Origin of the sequence: Nocardioides sp. URHA0032 (assembly GCF_000620645.1) — a bacterium.
Lineage (GTDB): Bacteria > Actinomycetota > Actinomycetes > Propionibacteriales > Nocardioidaceae > Nocardioides.
On the sequence record NZ_JIAV01000015.1, the window covers coordinates 97,771 to 113,082 of the forward strand.

General features: G+C 73.9%; 13 protein-coding genes. 2 read left to right on the top strand and 11 right to left on the bottom strand.

Going from position 1 to position 15,312, the window contains the following annotated elements:
• Positions 1-6: 6 nt before the first annotated feature.
• The 10 genes from N538_RS0104880 to N538_RS23905 all read right to left on the bottom strand — a co-directional run bounded on the left by N538_RS0104880 (position 7) and on the right by N538_RS23905 (position 10,730).
• Positions 7-1,281 carry a guanine deaminase gene (locus N538_RS0104880; RefSeq protein ID WP_028636372.1) on the bottom strand — a complete coding sequence of 425 codons (1,275 nt, stop codon included), beginning with the start codon at positions 1,279-1,281 and terminating at the stop codon, positions 7-9.
• The gene (gene xdhC / locus N538_RS0104885) at positions 1,278-2,084 is read right to left on the bottom strand and encodes a xanthine dehydrogenase accessory protein XdhC (protein ID WP_028636373.1); all 807 of its coding nucleotides are present in this window, start codon (positions 2,082-2,084) and stop codon (positions 1,278-1,280) included. Before xdhC ends, N538_RS0104880 begins: the two co-directional genes overlap by 4 nt.
• A complete protein-coding gene (locus N538_RS0104890; protein WP_036569634.1) occupies positions 2,081-4,315 on the bottom strand; it encodes a xanthine dehydrogenase molybdopterin binding subunit in 2,235 nt (744 codons plus the stop codon). Before N538_RS0104890 ends, xdhC begins: the two co-directional genes overlap by 4 nt.
• Positions 4,312-5,757, bottom strand: a complete 1,446-nt coding sequence (locus N538_RS0104895) for a xanthine dehydrogenase small subunit (protein WP_028636375.1) — start codon at positions 5,755-5,757, stop codon at positions 4,312-4,314. Before N538_RS0104895 ends, N538_RS0104890 begins: the two co-directional genes overlap by 4 nt.
• Before the next feature lie 76 nt (positions 5,758-5,833).
• A complete protein-coding gene (locus N538_RS0104900; protein WP_028636376.1) occupies positions 5,834-6,649 on the bottom strand; it encodes a bifunctional allantoicase/(S)-ureidoglycine aminohydrolase in 816 nt (271 codons plus the stop codon).
• Positions 6,646-7,950: an allantoinase AllB gene (gene allB, locus N538_RS0104905; RefSeq protein WP_028636377.1), complete on the bottom strand. Its 1,305-nt coding sequence runs from the start codon at positions 7,948-7,950 to the stop codon at positions 6,646-6,648. The genes N538_RS0104900 and allB overlap by 4 nt, the downstream gene beginning before the upstream one ends.
• The gene (uraH, locus tag N538_RS0104910; protein ID WP_028636378.1) at positions 7,940-8,248 is read right to left on the bottom strand and encodes a hydroxyisourate hydrolase; all 309 of its coding nucleotides are present in this window, start codon (positions 8,246-8,248) and stop codon (positions 7,940-7,942) included. Before uraH ends, allB begins: the two co-directional genes overlap by 11 nt.
• A complete protein-coding gene (uraD, locus tag N538_RS0104915) occupies positions 8,248-8,727 on the bottom strand; it encodes a 2-oxo-4-hydroxy-4-carboxy-5-ureidoimidazoline decarboxylase (RefSeq protein ID WP_028636379.1) in 480 nt (159 codons plus the stop codon). The genes uraH and uraD overlap by 1 nt, the downstream gene beginning before the upstream one ends.
• Complete coding sequence (gene pucL / locus N538_RS23900; RefSeq protein ID WP_036569523.1) at positions 8,724-9,575, bottom strand: factor-independent urate hydroxylase; 852 nt, start codon at positions 9,573-9,575, stop codon at positions 8,724-8,726. The genes uraD and pucL overlap by 4 nt, the downstream gene beginning before the upstream one ends.
• 3 nt (positions 9,576-9,578) lie before the next feature.
• Positions 9,579-10,730: a DUF6986 family protein gene (locus tag N538_RS23905; protein ID WP_051548797.1), complete on the bottom strand. Its 1,152-nt coding sequence runs from the start codon at positions 10,728-10,730 to the stop codon at positions 9,579-9,581.
• A gap of 42 nt (positions 10,731-10,772) precedes the next feature.
• Here N538_RS23905 and N538_RS0104930 point away from each other — a divergent pair, with 42 nt between their 5' ends.
• Both N538_RS0104930 and N538_RS0104935 read left to right on the top strand, forming a co-directional pair.
• Positions 10,773-12,437: an FAD-dependent oxidoreductase gene (locus tag N538_RS0104930; RefSeq protein WP_036569525.1), complete on the top strand. Its 1,665-nt coding sequence runs from the start codon at positions 10,773-10,775 to the stop codon at positions 12,435-12,437.
• 133 nt (positions 12,438-12,570) lie between these two features.
• Positions 12,571-14,421, top strand: coding sequence for a sialidase family protein (locus N538_RS0104935; protein WP_028636381.1), 1,851 nt, complete (start codon positions 12,571-12,573; stop codon positions 14,419-14,421).
• Here N538_RS0104935 and N538_RS0104940 read toward each other — a convergent pair.
• The gene (locus N538_RS0104940; RefSeq protein WP_231496138.1) at positions 14,418-15,308 is read right to left on the bottom strand and encodes a PfkB family carbohydrate kinase; all 891 of its coding nucleotides are present in this window, start codon (positions 15,306-15,308) and stop codon (positions 14,418-14,420) included. The genes N538_RS0104935 and N538_RS0104940 overlap by 4 nt on opposite strands.
• Between the last annotated feature and the right edge of the window lie 4 nt (positions 15,309-15,312).

Consider the following 15,312-nt stretch of genomic DNA (forward strand, 5'->3'; position numbering starts at 1 on the left):
GGAATGCTAGAGGCGCTCCCCCGCCACCCACACCCCGGCGACGTCGGCGGGCGTGCCCAGCGCGAAGACCTTGGCCAGCGCGTCCTCGGGCGAGGCCGCGTGCCGCAGGCCGACGTCGAGCGGGTTGCCGGGCCCCGGCGCGATCCACACCGCGTCGAACTCCCTTCCCACGCCCAGGTCGCCGACCTCGAGGCCGAGCGCGAGCGCCCCGGCGCGGGTGGCGAGGAAGAGTAGGTGGGCCGGGGTCAGGAGCAGTCCGTCGGGCCCGAGCAGCGCCTGCATGAACGAGGCCTGCAGCCCCTCCTTGAGCATCGAGAAGCCGGTGCCGGCGCCGACGTCGGACCCGAGCGCCACGCGCACGCCGTGCTCGACGTGCCGGCGCAGCGGGAACAGCCCGCTGCCGAGCGCGGAGTTGCTGCTGGGGCAGTGCGCGACGGCGGCGTCCCGGCCGGCCAGGAGGACGAGCTCGTCGTCGGTGGCGTGCACGTTGTGGGCGAGCACCGAGCGCTCGGTGACCAGCCCGTGCGCATCGTACGTCCCGACGTAATGCAGGGCGTCGGCGAACAGGGCGTTGACGGCGGCGACCTCGGCCGGGTTCTCGTTCACGTGCGAGGTGAACCAGGTGCCCGGCTCGTCCTTGAGCACGGCGGCGCAGGCGTCGAGGGTCGCCTCGGAGGTCGAGTACGAGAAGCGCGGCGTCACGGCGTACCGGGTGCGGCCCTCGCCGTGCCACCGGGCCGCGAGGGCACGCGCCTCCTCGTAGGCACGGTCCGGCGTGGTGAGCAGCGGCTCGGGAAGCGCGCGGTCGCTGACGACGAGCCCGGAGGTGACCCGCAGCCCGACCCGGCTGACCTCCGCGAAGAGGGTGTCCACGGCGGGCGCGAAGTGCGAGCCGAACACCAGCGCGGACGTCGTGCCCGCGGCGACCAGGCCGCCGACGAACTCGCGGGCCACGGCCTCGGCGTACGACGGCTCGGCCAGCCGGCACTCCTCGGGGAGCGCACAGCGCTCCAGCCACTCCAGCAGCGGCAGCCCGAGCGACCCGATCACCCGGACCTGGGGGTAGTGGACGTGGGTGTCCACGAAGCCCGGCAGCAGCACGCCGCCGCGCAGGTCGAGCACCTCCTCGTCCGGGAACGTCGCCCGCAGCGACCCGTAGGCCCCGCGGGCCGTGATCACGCCCTCGGTGACCAGCAGTCCGGCGTCCTCGCCGTGCCGCAGCGTGCCCCCGGTGAACGGGTCCTCCGGGGTGTCCATCACCCGGGCGCGGACCAGGGTCATGGCGCCACGAGCGCGAGCTCGCGCAGCATCGCCCCGGCCACGGAGAGCGCCACGACCGCGGGCTCCTTGCCGGGCAGCGACGGGTCGCCGATCGGGCACGTGATGGCGTCCACGACTGCGGCGTCGTGTCCCTCGACCAGCAACCCGGACCGGAACCGGGACCACTTCGCCGCCGACCCGATCAGCCCGATCGGGCCGAGGTGCCCGCACCGCAGCGCGGCGTCGCAGATCGCGAAGTCCTCGGCGTGGTCGTGCGACATCACCAGCACGTGGGCGCCGCCGGGCACCGACCCGAGGACCAGCTCCGGGACCGGCGAGTGGTGCACGTGCACCGACGCCACCGCGTCGGACAGGCAGCCGAGCCGGTCGTCGGTGAGCTGGTCGCGGCGCGAGTCGACGAGGTGCAGCTCCAGGTCGTGGCGGGCCAGGATCCGCGCGAGCTCGAGCCCGACGTGGCCGACTCCGAAGACCGCCACGGCGGGTACGACGGGCAGCGGCTCGAGCAGCAGCGTGACCTCGCCGCCGCAGCACTGGCGGCCGTGCTCCGTGCGCGCCTTGTCGCTGAGCGAGATCGTCATCGTCTCGGGCGCGGCCCCGGCGGTCCCGGCCAGCATCGTCCGCGCCCGCGCGATCGCCGTCTCCTCGAGGTTGCCGCCGCCGACCGTGCCCCACGTGGCGTCCGGCGAGACGACCATCTTCGCGCCGGCGTCGCGGGGCGCGTGGCCGCGCGCGGACACCACCGTCACCAGGACGCCCGGGACCCGCTCGCGGCGCAGTCTCGCCACCGCGTCCAGCCAGCTCATCGGACCAGAACCTCGGCGGACGACCGGGCCCGCTCGAGGGCCCAGTAGACCGCCTCGGGGGTCGCCGGGGACGCCAGCTCAACGCTGGTGCCGGGCGGACCGAACGCGGCCGCCGCCTGGCGCAGCGCCTCGCGCACCGAGAACGCGAGCATCAGCGGCGGCTCGCCGACGGCCTTGGAGCCGTAGACGGCACCGTCCTCGTGCGCCATCGGCAGCAGCGTGACGTGCAGCTCCGGCGGCATCTCGCTGAAGCTCGGCAGCTTGTAGGTGCTCGCCGCCTGGGTCAGCAGCCGGCCGTCGGCGTCGTCCCAGCGCAGGTCCTCCAGCGTCAGCCAGCCGGCGCCCTGCACGAAGCCGCCCTCGATCTGCCCGACGTCGACGAGCGGCGAGAGGCTGTCGCCGACGTCGTGCACGATGTCGACCCTGCGGGTGGTGTACGCGCCGGTGAAGCCGTCGACCTCGACCTCTGCCGCGGCCGCGCCGTACGCGAAGTACTTGAACGGGTGCCCGGACATCAGGGCGGCGTCCCAGTGGATGCCCTCGGTCCGGTAGAAGCCGGCGGCCCAGAGCTGGATCCGCTGGAGGTACGCCGAGCGCACCCGCTCCTCCCACGTGTCGCCCGCGACGCCCTCGAGCCGCGCGAGGATCTGGTCGCACGCGTCCTTCACCGCGCCGCCGTTGAGGTCGGCGCTCGAGCTGGCGGCGGTCGCGGACGTGTTGGGCACCTTGTCGGTGCGGGTCGGCGCGAGCCGCACCCGCTCGAGCGGTACGCCGAGCGCGGTGGCGGCGACCTGGATCATCTTGGTGTGCAGGCCCTGGCCCATCTCGGTGCCGCCGTGGTTGATCAGCACCGAGCCGTCCTTGTAGACGTGCACGAGCGCCCCGGCCTGGTTGAACGCGGTGAAGTTGAACGAGATGCCGAACTTCACCGGCGTGACCGCCAGGCCGCGCTTGGTGTGCGGGTGCGCGGCGTTGAACGCCTCGACCTCCGCGAGCCGCTCCCGCACCCGGCCCTCGACGACGACCTGGTCCCAGGCCAGGCCGGCCCGCTCGGGGTGCCGGACCGGCTGGCCGTACGGCGTGCTCTGGCCCTCGACGTAGAAGTTCCGGCGGCGCAGCTCCATCGGGTCGACCCCGAGCCGGGGCGCGCAGCGGCCCAGGATGTCCTCGATCACGAGCATCCCCTGCGGTCCGCCGAAGCCACGGAACGCGGTCTGCGAGGTCTTGTGGGTGCGGGCGACCCGGCCGTGCGCACGGACGTGCGGGATCCAGTAGGCGTTGTCCACGTGGCAGAGCGCCCGCGCCAGCACCGGCTCGCTGAGGTCGAGCGACCAGCCGCCGTCGGAGGTGAGCGTGACGTCCAGCGCCTGGAGGCACCCGCCCTCGTCGAAGCCCACCTGCCAGGTGGCGTGGAACCCGTGCCGCTTCCCGGTCATCGTGATGTCCTGCTGGCGGGTCAGGCGGAGCCGCACCGGGCGGCCGGTGAGGGTCGCGCCGAGCGCCGCGACCGCGGCGAACCCGTGCGGCTGCATCTCCTTGCCGCCGAAGCCGCCGCCCATCCGCAGGCACTGCACGGTGACGTCGTGGCTGTGCCGGCCCAGGACGTGCGCCACGATCTCCTGGGTCTCGGTCGGGTGCTGCGTGCTGGACTGGACGAACACCTGCCCGGCCTCGTCGACCAGGGCGAGGGAGGCATGGGTCTCCAGGTAGAAGTGCTCCTGCCCGGCCATCTCGGTGACGCCGGAGAAGACGTGCGCGGCGCTCGCCAGCGCCGCCTCGACGTCGCCGCGCTCGACCGTGGGCCGGGCGCCCTGGAAGCTCTCCGCCGTGATTGCGTCGGTCACGCTGACGATCGCCGGCAGCACGTCGTAGTCGGCCTGCACCGCCGCGGCGCCGAGCCGCGCGGCCTCGAGGGTCTCGCCGAGCACCCAGCAGACGGCGTGCCCGCGGTACATCACCTCGTCGGGGAACAGCGGCTCGTCCTGCTTGATCCCCGCGTCGTTGACGCCCGGCACGTCGGCCGCGGTGAGCACCCGCACCACGCCCGGCACGTCGTACGCCGGCGCCACGTCGAGCCGGGTGACCCGGGCGTGCGCGTGCGGAGCCTGGACCGGGTGGGCGTGCAGCAGCCGCGGTGTGCGCAGCACCAGGTCGTCGGTGAAGAGCGCGGCCCCGGTGACGTGCAGCGCGGCGCTCTCGTGCGTCAGCGGCAGGCCCACGCTCGCCCTCATGCCGCGACCTCCGCCCACAGCTTGCGGAGCGACTGGCCGAGCATCGCGGCGCGGTACGCCGCGCTCGCGCGGTGGTCGTCCATCGGCGTCCCCTCGCCGGCGAGCACTGCGGCCGCGTCGTCGGCCGTCGCCTCGGTCCAGGGCCGGCCCTCGAGCGCGGCCTCGGTCGCCCGCGCGCGGATCGGTGTCGCGGCGACCCCGCCCAGGCCGATCCGGGCCCGGGTGACGACGCCGTCGGTGACGTCCAGCGCGACGGCGACGGCCACGCTGGAGATGTCGTCGTACCGGCGCTTGGAGATCTTGTGGAAGGCCGTCAGGCCCGCGAGCGGCCGCGGCACTCGCACCGAGCGGATCAGCTCGCCCGGCCGCAGCAGGGTCTCGCGGTAGCCGGTGAAGTAGCCCGCCAGCGGCACCTCACGGTCGCCGTCGGCCGAGCTGAGCACGAGGGTGGCCTCGAGGGCGAGCAGCGCCGGCGGGAGGTCGCCGATCGGCGAGGCGGTCCCGAGGTTGCCGCCGATCGTCGCGCCGTTGCGGATCAGCCGCGACGCGAACTGCGGCCACACCCGGTCGAGCAGCGGCACCGCGCCGTCGAGCGCCCGCTCGACCTCGCTGAGCGTGAGGGCGGCGCCGATCTGGATCGGGTCGAGGCTGACCGCCCGCAGCTCGGGCAGCCGGTCGACCGCGACGACGTACGCCGGCCGGGCGCCGCGCAGGTTGACCTCGACGCCGACGTCGGTGGCGCCGGCGAGGACGGTCGCGTCCGGGTGCCCGGCGAGCAGGCCGAGCGCCTCCGCGAGCGACGCCGGCCGGACGAACTCGCCCACGCCGTCCGCGAGCCGGGTGGCGGCCGGAGCGGGCGCCGGGGAGGTCCGGCGGACGGCGAGCGGGTCGGCGACGTCGGGGTCGCCGAGCGCCCAGGCGGCGTCGCGGATCGGCCGGTAGCCGGTGCAGCGGCACAGGTTGCCGCTCAGCGCGTGGAGGTCGAAGCCGTTGGGGCCGTGCTCGTGGTCGGCACGGCCGTTCGCCCGGCGGCCGGCCCGGTAGTACTCGGCGGCCATACTGCAGACGAAGCCCGGCGTGCAGTAGCCGCACTGCGACCCGCCGCGGTCGGCGAGCTCGCGCTGCACCGGGTGCAGGTCGCCCGGGTCGCCGAGCCCCTCGGCGGTGACGACCTCCTGGCCGTCGAGCGCCGCGGCGGGGACCAGGCAGGAGTTGAGGGCGGTCCACGCGCTGCCTGCGCCGTCGCGGCCGTCGGGGCGGGCGACCAGGACCGAGCAGGCGCCGCACTCACCCTCGGCGCAGCCCTCCTTCGCGCCGGTCAGCCCGAGGCCGCGCAGGAAGTCCAGCGCCGTGCAGTGCACGGGCGTGCCCGCCAGGGGTCGGGTCGTGCCGTTGACGGTGACCTCGGCCATCTCGCCTCCCACGCGCGTCGACGTCCGCATGGTTTCGAGTCACCACGGCCCGCCGGTTGTCCATGCCGAACGACGATCCGCCGGTACCCACTCTACGTGACCGGGGTCACATGTGCAGCGATGCGTGCCGGTTGACGTCCTTGTAGAGCAGGTACCGGAAGCGTCCCGGGCCGCCGGCGTAGCAGGCCTGCGGGCAGAACGCGCGCAGCCACATGAAGTCGCCCTCCTGGACCTCGACCCAGTCCTTGTTGAGCAGGTAGACCGCCTTGCCCTCGAGCACGTACAGGCCGTGCTCCATCACGTGCGTCTCCGGGAACGGGATGGCGCCGCCGGGCTCGAAGCTGACGATGTTCACGTGCATGTCGTGGCGCACGTCGTCGGGATCGACGAAGCGCTGGGTCCCCCACGCGCCGTCGGTGCCCGGCATCGGCTGGACCGGCACGTCGCTCTCGTGCGTCACGAAGGCATCCGGCAGGGCGACCCCGTCGACGCGCTCGTAGGCCTTGCGGATCCAGTGGAACGTCGCATTCGCCTCCGCGTCGTTGCGCAGCGCCCAGTCGGTGCCCGGCGGCAGGAACGCGTAGCCGCCGGACTCCACGCGGTGCAGCACCCCGTCCAGCGTCAGCGAGACGGTGCCGCCGACGACGAACAGCACGCCCTCGGCGCCGGTGTCCGGCTCCGGCGCCGCGCTGCCGCCCCCGGGGGCGACCTCGACGACGTACCAGCTGAACGTCTCGGCGAAGCCCGACAACGGCCGGGCGATCACCCACAGCCGGGTGTTCTCCCAGTGCGGCAGCCGGCTGGTGACGATGTCGCGCATGGTGCCGCGCGGCAGCACGGCGTACGCCTCGGTGAAGGCCGCGCGGTCGGTGGTGAGCTCGGTCTGGCCGGGCAGTCCGCCGGTCGGCACGTAGTACGTCATGCGCCCCTCCTCAGCAGCCGGCCGCGCGGGTCGGCCGCCAGGTCGATCGGTGTGCCGCGCAGCCAGGTCTGCCGGACGGTGCCGGTGAGCGTACGCCCGTCGTACGGCGAGACCGGGTTCTTGTGCTGGAGGGCGGAGGCGTCGACGCGGAACGCCTCGTCGGGCGCGAGCACGCAGAAGTCGGCGTCGTACCCGACCGCGATCTCGCCCTTGCCGGCGAGCTCGACCCGGCGTGCGGGCGCCGTGGACATCCAGCCCACCACGTCGGCCAGCCCGTGCCCGCGCTCCCGCGCCGCGGTCCACACCAACGGCAGCGACAGCTGGAGCGATGCGATGCCGCCCCACGCCGCGCCGAAGTCGCCGCGCTTGAGGTCGGCCGTGCAGGGCGAGTGGTCGGACACCACGAAGTCGATCTCGCCGGTGGCCAGCGCCGCCCACAGCCGCTCCCGGTTGGACGCTCTCCGGACCGGCGGGCAGCACTTGAACTCCGTGGCCCCGTCCGGCACGTCCTCGGCCGCGAGGACGAGGTAGTGCGGGCAGGTCTCCACCGAGACGCCGCTCCCGCGCAGCGACGGCAGCGCGTCGGCTGCGCTCAGGTGCACGACGTGGGCGCGGCCGCCCGTCGCGCGTGCGGTGGACACGACCAGCTCGACCGCACTCCGTTCGGCCTCCGGCGGGCGGGAGGTCAGGAACCCCTCGTACGGCAGCCCGGACGCCTCCCGCACCAGGGCACCGTCCTCGGCGTGCACGATCATCAGCGTCCCGAGGCGGGCGGTCTCCGCCATCGCCGCGAGCAGCTGCGAGGGGTCGAGTGGCGGGAACTCCGCGACCCCGGAGTCCAGGAGGAAGCACTTGAAGCCGTACACGCCGGCCTCGTGCAGGGCGGCGAGGTCTCCGACGTTGCCGGGCACCGCGCCGCCCCAGAAGCCGACGTCGACGTGCACCTGGTCGCGCGCGACGTCCTGCTTCACCGCGAGCGCGGCGACGGTCGTCGTCGCCGGGATGCTGTTGAGCGGCATGTCGACGATCGTCGTGACGCCCCCGGCAGCCGCGGCGCGGGTGGCGGTCGCGAAGCCCTCCCACTCGGTGCGGCCGGGCTCGTTGACGTGCACGTGGGTGTCGACCAGGCCGGGCAGCAGCACCTCGTCGTCGGCCAGCACGACGGTGTCCGGCGCCGAGAGCTCGTCGTACGCCGCCACCTCGGCGATCCGGCCGTCCCGGATCCCGATCGCCGCCGCCCGCTCCGCACCACCGACGACCGCGCGCCGGGCCCGGACGACGGTGTGGAGCTCAGCTGCCACGGTAGGTGGAGTAGCCGAACGGGTTGAGGAGCAGCGGCACGTGGTAGTGCTCGTCGCCGCCGACGCGGAACGCGACCGCGACCTCGGGGTAGAACGCGTCGGCGCCCAGGTAGCTGCCGGTGTCGAAGACGAGGGTGTAGTCCCCCGGCGGCAGGTCCGCGGCCAGGCTCGCGACCCGTCCGTCGCCGTCGGTGACGCCCGCTCCGAGGAACGCGCCGCCGGACTCGAGCCGGACGGCGACGCCGGCGGCGGGGCGACCGCGGCTGGTGTCGAGGACGTGCGTGCTCAGGCTGGCCATCAGAGGATCTCTCCCAGTCTCAGCAGGGCGATCTGCCGCAGCTGCTCGACGGTCTCGGCGCGCTCGGTGGCGTCGTCGTTGCCGAGCCGGCGCTCCAGCTCGGCGAGGATCTCGCGGGAGTCGCGGCCCGCCGCGCGGATCAGGAAGACCCGGTCGAACCGCTCCTCGTAGGCGCGGTTCCCGTCCGCCAGCCGCTGCAGCACCTCGGCGTCCGAGTGGTCGACGCCGGACTGCTCGCGCTCGGAGCGCGCCGCGTCGTGGCCGGCGCCGGCGCGCTCGCCGATGCGCGGATGGCGGGCCAGCGCCGCCTCGAGCTCGGCGTCGGTCAGGCTCGCCGCCGACGCGGAGGCCAGCGCCAGCGCGGCATCCCGGTCGCCGTACGGGCGCCCGGCCAGCATCTCGTCGAGCCAGCGGGGCACGTCGAGACAGGCGGTCAGCGCCGCCCGCGCCTCGTCCTCGGTCAGCTCGTCGAACCTCATCGGTCGTCCCGGGTGACGGTGGCCTCGATCAGGCCGTACGGCCGGTCCGCCGCGACGAAGACCTCGCCGGGGTTGTCCAGCCCGAAGGGGCTGAGGTCCACCAGGAAGTGGTGCTTGTTGGGCGCCGCGAACGAGACCTCCGCGATCCCGTCGTGGGCCTCGAGCACCGCGCGGCCCATCGCGTACAGCGTCTCCTGGAGCGCGTGGCTGTACGTGGTCGCGAAGGTCGACGTGATCAGGCCCCGCACCTCGTCGTACGACGCGTCCCAGTCGGCGGGGTCCGTGCGGTGCCGCCAGGTCGCGTCGAGGGAGGTGGCGAGGATGCGGTCGTCGGCCTCGGGAAGCGTCGTGTAGTCGTCGCGCAGGAAGCCCTTGAACTCCGAGCCGGTCGACTTCAGGATCACCAGCCCGCCCAGTCCGGAGGCGACCACCACACCGTCACGGGTGCGGTCGACCACCGCCAGCCGGGTCTCCTGGCCGCGGCGGACGAACGTGTGGTCGTGGCCCTGCCCGTCGACCTCGACCCGGTCCCACGCGTACTCCTCGACCGAGACCCGCGCCCCGCTCGCCACCGGCGTCGCGTCCAGCAGCCGCTCCGACAGCGCGAGCGCGTAGTCCTCGGGCGAGGAGACGCCGTGCTTCCTCGCATACGCGAACGCGGTGTTCTTCTGGGTGTCGGTGGGCAGCACGTCCGACTGGTCGCCGGCCACGTGGGCGGCGGCGAAGTCACCGCGCAGGGAGGTCGAGACGTTGAGGTCCCGGATCTCGTGGCGCGGGGTGTCGCGGATGATCCGGACCACGCGGGACTCCGCCTTGCCGTACTGGTTGGCGCCGAGCACGATCCCCATCGCTCATCCCTCCCCTGTGTCGTCGGCGTCGTCGAACGCCCCGCACGCGCGGCCGCGCCGGAGGAAGTCCGCCAGCGCCCGGTCGGTCGCCGGCTCCTCGAGCCGTGAGCCGGCCGGGCGCCCCGCGCGGTAGAACGCGAAGGTGGCGGCGTACCGGGTCGGCAGCTGGGCGGGGTGCAGGTCCCAGCCCTGGTAGAAGCCGCGCTCGAGCGACCGGCGGACCAGGCGCAGGTGGGTCTCCCAGCCGAGGCGCACGGCGTCCGCGTCGCCGATCGGGAGGATGTTGGTCGACCCGTCCGAGAGCCGGACGCCGGTGCCGGCGGCCGCCGCCTGCATGACCGCCTTCGCGTGGTCGGCCGCTGGGTGGTCGAGCGCCTGGTGGGCCGCGGCGATCCCGACGTACGCGCTGTAGTCGTAGGTCCCGTAGTGCAGGCCGGTGCACCGTCCGTCGGCCGCGTGGATCATCCGGGCGACCAGGGCGGTCCCGTCCGTGCCGAGGATCGACTGCGGGGTCTCGACCTGGATCTCGAAGCGCAGGCTGCCGGGCTCGAGGGCGAGCCCGGTCTCCAGGTGCCCGGCGGCGTGGACCATCGCCTCGACCTGGTCGACCGAGGTCACCTTCGGCAGCGTCACGACGAACCCCGCGGGGAGCGGACCGCCGCCGGTCAGGGCGTCCACGAAGCCCGCCAGCGTGCGCAGGCCGCGGTGCCGGGTCGGCCGCTCCAGGCTCTTGAACCGGATGCCGTACGACGGCGGCGCGGTGCCCGCCGCGATCGCGGTCCGGAGCGCCGTCGCGGCGGCGCCGACGGCGGCGTCCTCCGCGTCGTCGGGCCGCGTGCCGTAGCCGTCCTCGAAGTCGATCCGGAGGTCGTCGACCGGCCGGGTCCGCAGTCGCCAGCGAACCCGTTCCAGCAGGCGGCGGTCGTCGCCGATCAGCTCGAGGAAGAGGTCCTCGTGCTCCGCGAGCGTGGCGAGTGCCTGCTCGCCGTACGACACCGCCGTGCTGGCGTCGAACCGGTCGGCCGGCACGTAGACGGTGTGCACCGGCTGCGGCACCCCGGTGCCGCCGGGGTAGCAGCGGACGAGCTCGGCGTCCGCCCGCTCGAGCCGGGCGTCGAGCTCGTCGGTGAGCCGCGCGAGCTCCAGGGGCGCCATGAGCGCACCCTAGTCCGTTGCACTGCTGCCTAGGCTGATGTCGTGAGCACCCCCGCGATCGTGCTGATCGGCGCCGAGCACCCCCACGACCTGCGCGGCGCGTTCGGCCGCTACGAGCAGGAGTACGACGTCCGGCTCGCGCGGTCCTGCAAGGAAGCCCTGCTGGAGACCCACGACGTCCTGAGCTCCGGCGGGACGGTGGCGATGTACGTCTCCGAGTCGGCGGTCCCCGACGCGGAGACCGTCCTGCACGCCTTCCACAAGCTGCGGGAGAAGGTGCCGACCGCCCGCCGGGTGATCGCGGCGCACTGGGACCGTTTCCTCACCGACGCCCCCGGACTCCGGCCGGGCATGGCGACGGGCAAGTACGACGCGTTCCTGCTGATGCCCCGCGGCGTGCGCGACGAGGAGTTCCACAACGCGATCACCGACCTGCTCTCGGACTGGGGCTCGACGGTCCCCGACCCCGAGGTCGTGTCGGTCAAGATCGTCTCGCCGGTCCACGACGGGCTCACGCTCGCGATCCGCGACTTCCTCGACCGGATGGGCATGCCGAGCGCGGTGTACCCGCCCGACTCCGGCGGCGGCCGCTACGTGCTGGGGATGTGGGAGGGCGAGCCGGCGTACCCGCTCGTGTTCGCCCTCAACCGGCCGGTGGTGGCGGCGACCTCGGTCCGCGACGTCGCGATCGCGCTGTACGGCGCCCCGACCGAGCTCGACCTCGACCACGTCGTCGACGTCGCGGTCGTCGGTGGCGGCCCGGCCGGCCTCGCGGCCGCGGTGTACGCCGCGTCCGAGGGCCTCTCGACGGTGATCCTGGAGGCCGAGGCGATCGGCGGTCAGGCGGGGACCAGCTCGATGATCCGCAACTACCTCGGCTTCCCGCGCGGCATCTCGGGCATGCGGCTGGCCCAGCGTGCCCGCAACCAGGCGCTGCGCTTCGGCGCCCGGTTCTTCACCGGCCAAGTGGTCGACGAGCTCCGGCCCGGCCACGACCGCGAGCCGCACGTCCTCTGCACCGAGTCCGGCGAGGTCCGCGCCCGGTCCGTGGTGATCGCGAGCGGTGTCGCGTACCGCAAGCTGCGCGTCGACCCGATCGAGGAGCTGGTGGGGATGGGCGTCTACTACGGCGCCGCGATGACCGCGGCCCGCGAGATGGAGGGGCAGGACGTCTTCGTGGTCGGCGGCGGCAACTCGGCCGGGCAGGCCGCGATGCACCTGGCACGCTTCGCCCGTTCGGTCACGATCCTGGTCCGCCGGCCGGCGCTGGCGGAGACGATGTCGGCGTACCTGGTCGGCGAGATCACCTACAACAGCCGGATCTCGGTCCGCACCTGCACGGCCGTGGTCGACGGTGGCGGCGACGGGCGGCTCGAGTGGCTCCAGCTCGAGGACGTCAGGACCGGCGAGCGCGAGCGGGTCGCGGCGTACGGGCTGTTCCTCCTGCTCGGCGCCGAGCCGCACTGCGACTGGATCCCGCCCGGCATCGCCCGCGACCCGCGCGGCTTCGTGCTCACCGGCCGCGACGTCCCGCGCGAGCACTGGGCCGACGGGCTGCCGCCGGCGGAGCTCGCCACCACGGTGCCGGGCGTCTTCTGCGCCGGTGACGTCCGCGCGGGCTCGATGAAACGGGTGGCCTCCGCGAGCGGCGAGGGCGCGTCCGTCGTACCTCTCGTGCACGCGTGGCTGTCGCCCGAGCCCGCCTGACAATCCCTCACATTGGGGTATTCCTAAACCCGCCCCGGCGGGTCGATAGTCGAGAGGTCCTTGCGACTCGCCTCCCCTGTCCCTCCGACCGTCGCGAAGCGGGCCGCGCCTCACTCACCCGCATGGAGGCGCTGTGCATCCCCTCCCCCGGCTCCGAACCGTCGTCATCTTCACGAGCCTGGTTCTCGCCACCGCGTCGTTCCAGACCTCTGCTGCCCGTGCCGTGCTTCCCCCGTCCGCCGACACGCTCGTGTCGGTCGGCAGCCCGGACGGCCCGTTCTCGGCCAACAAGCAGAACGAGCCCGCCATCACGCACGACCCGACCGACCCGACCGTCCTCGTCGCCGGCGCCAACGACAACATCGACATGGAGGCCTGCAATGCCGGGCCCGATGACGACTGCCCGTTCACGCCTGGCGTGGGAGTGTCGGGCGTCTACTTCTCCTTCGACTCCGGCTCCTCGTGGCAGCAGCCGACGTACCAGGGCCTGACCGCCCGCGGGTGCACCGGCGAGCCCGGCGACGACGACCCCGAGTGCACCCCGGAGGCCGGCGACATCGGGACGCTCCCGAACTACGCCGAGCACGGCCTGGCCTCCGACGGCGACCCCGCGTTGGCGTTCGGGCCGAAGCCCGCGACCGGCGGTGGCTTCAGCTACGCCCACGGCGCCCGGCTGTACTACGCGAACCTCACCTCCGCCGTTCCGGGAGCGGCGCCGTTCAAGGGCTTCGAGGCGATCGCGGTGTCGCACAGCGACGACACCCGCGCGGCGGCGTCCGGCAGCAACGCCGCCTGGAGCGACCCGGTCATCGCCAGCAAGCAGAACAGCGCGCTGTTCTCCGACAAGGAGCAGATCTGGGCGGACAACGCGGCCACGAGCCCACACTTCGGCAACGTCTACGTCTGCTACGCCGGCTTCCGCTCGGTGCCGGGCGCGAGCCAGCCGCTGTTCGTGCTGACCTCACGGGATGGCGGGTCCAGCTGGACACAGAAGCAGGTCAGCTCGGCCGCCAACAACACCCACAGCCAGCAGGGCTTCGGGCGCAGCGGCTGCACTGTACGTACCGACTCTCACGGCGTCGTCTACGTCTTCAGCTACGCGTTCGGCGTCGGCTCGCCCGGCCTGGGACGCATTCAGATGGTCCGCTCGACCGACGGTGGCCACACCTGGACCCGGCCGACGACGGTCCAGACCGCCTACGACACCTGCTCGGAGGTCGAGCCCTCCATCGGCCGCTGTGTCGAGGACGGCGTCGCCGGTGCCCGCGACGACCTCTCCCCGTCGCCGTCGGTCGACATCGCCAACGGCGCTCCGTCGGGTCAGGGCGCGACCGACCGCATCGTGATGAGCTGGGTCGACGGCCGGACGCTGAACCACGAGCAGGTCATGTTCGCGTCCTCTGACAACGGCGGGGGCCGCTGGTCGCCCGCGCGGCCCATCGGGTTGCCCGGCCAGCGCGGGTACTACTCGGCGCCGGCGATCTCGCCGGACGGCATGGAGGTCTGGGTCGTCTACAACGCCTGGCTCGAGCCGTTCAAGGACAGCGCTGTCGGACCGCAGAACGACCGTCCGCTCGTGGGCGTGATGCTGCACGCCGACTCCACAGCGTCCGGTGTCGGGTCCTTCAGCCTGGTGCACCAGGGCCGGGACGGCGACGCCCGCGGCTCCAGCCAGAACAACCTGGCGGCCGAGTTCCTCGGCGACTACGTGTACGCCACCGCGACCAACACCTACGGCGCAGCGGTCTGGAACGACGTGCGCAACGCCGCAGACTGCCCGGAGATCGACGCCTACCGTCAGGAGCTGCACGACATCGCCGTGTCGACCGGCGCGCAGACGTCGGAGGCCGAGGAGCCTCGAGGCGAGGCGGCGCGCGAGCGTACGCAGGAGAGGGAGTTCGGCCAGCCGCCGGACGTGCAGATGCAGTGCGACCCGCGGTTCGGCAACACCGACATCTACGGAGGTGCCTGGTCCAACCCCTAGGAGCCCAGCTCCGAGCGGTACGGCGGGTCCGCGCCGGGTCGTGACACGGTCACCGCCGCGGCGCGGGCGGCGTGCGCGAGGACCTCCTCGATCTCGGCGGTGCCGAGCCCGGCCGGCGACCGGTCCCACAGCGCATCGATGACCGCCGCGCCGAAGGTGTCGCCGGCGCCGATCGTGTCCGCGACCTCGACCGGGAGCGACGCGACCTCCACCGTCCGGTCCGCGCCCACCCAGGTCGCGCCCTCGCCACCGCGAGTCACCACCACGGCCGCCGGGCCGAGCGCGAGCAGGTGCCGCGCCGCGGTCTCGATGTCGAGCTGCGGGTACAGCGCCGCCAGGTCCTCGTCGGAGGCCTTCACCAGGTCGGCGACGGCGGCCATCCGCTCGACCCGCCCGACCAGGTCGGGCCCGGTGCCGGTGATCGCGGGCCGGGCGTTGACGTCGTAGCTGATCGTCGACCTCCCGTGCAGCCCGGTCAGCAGGGCCAGCACCTGGCTGGCGCCGGGTTCGAGCACGGCGCCGATCGAGCAGACGTGCACCGCGACCGGCTGCCCGGGCTCGACCTCCCCGATCCGCCAGTCCAGGTCGAACTCGTACGACGCCGCGCCGTCGGCACCGATCGTGGCCGCGGCGGTCGCGGTCCGGTCCAGGACCAGCGGGTCGCCCGCGAGCTCCACGCCCGCCCCCGCCAGGTGGTCGGCCAGCAACCGGCCACGGGGGTCGTCGGCCCAGGCGGTCACGAAGCGCACCTCCCGCCCGAGCCGGCTCAGCGCCACCGCGACGTTCGCGGCGCTGCCGCCGGCGTACTCCGTGGTCGACCCGTCGGCCGCGTGCACGATGTCCACCAGGGACTCCCCCACCACCAGCACGTCACGGTCCATGGGCATGTCT

What these genes read in the sequence shown, in the direction of transcription:
- N538_RS23905 (WP_051548797.1), bottom strand. Translation starts at nt 10,730, where the DNA reads ATGGCGCCCCTGGAGCTCGCGCGGCTCACCGACGAGCTCGACGCCCGG.
- uraD (WP_028636379.1), bottom strand. Translation starts at nt 8,727, where the DNA reads ATGAGGTTCGACGAGCTGACCGAGGACGAGGCGCGGGCGGCGCTGACC.
- pucL (WP_036569523.1), bottom strand. Translation starts at nt 9,575, where the DNA reads ATGGGGATCGTGCTCGGCGCCAACCAGTACGGCAAGGCGGAGTCCCGC.
- xdhC (WP_028636373.1), bottom strand. Translation starts at nt 2,084, where the DNA reads ATGAGCTGGCTGGACGCGGTGGCGAGACTGCGCCGCGAGCGGGTCCCG.
- N538_RS0104940 (WP_231496138.1), bottom strand. Translation starts at nt 15,308, where the DNA reads ATGCCCATGGACCGTGACGTGCTGGTGGTGGGGGAGTCCCTGGTGGAC.
- N538_RS0104890 (WP_036569634.1), bottom strand. Translation starts at nt 4,315, where the DNA reads ATGAGGGCGAGCGTGGGCCTGCCGCTGACGCACGAGAGCGCCGCGCTG.
- N538_RS0104880 (WP_028636372.1), bottom strand. Translation starts at nt 1,281, where the DNA reads ATGACCCTGGTCCGCGCCCGGGTGATGGACACCCCGGAGGACCCGTTC.
- uraH (WP_028636378.1), bottom strand. Translation starts at nt 8,248, where the DNA reads ATGGCCAGCCTGAGCACGCACGTCCTCGACACCAGCCGCGGTCGCCCC.
- N538_RS0104900 (WP_028636376.1), bottom strand. Translation starts at nt 6,649, where the DNA reads ATGACGTACTACGTGCCGACCGGCGGACTGCCCGGCCAGACCGAGCTC.
- N538_RS0104895 (WP_028636375.1), bottom strand. Translation starts at nt 5,757, where the DNA reads ATGCGGACGTCGACGCGCGTGGGAGGCGAGATGGCCGAGGTCACCGTC.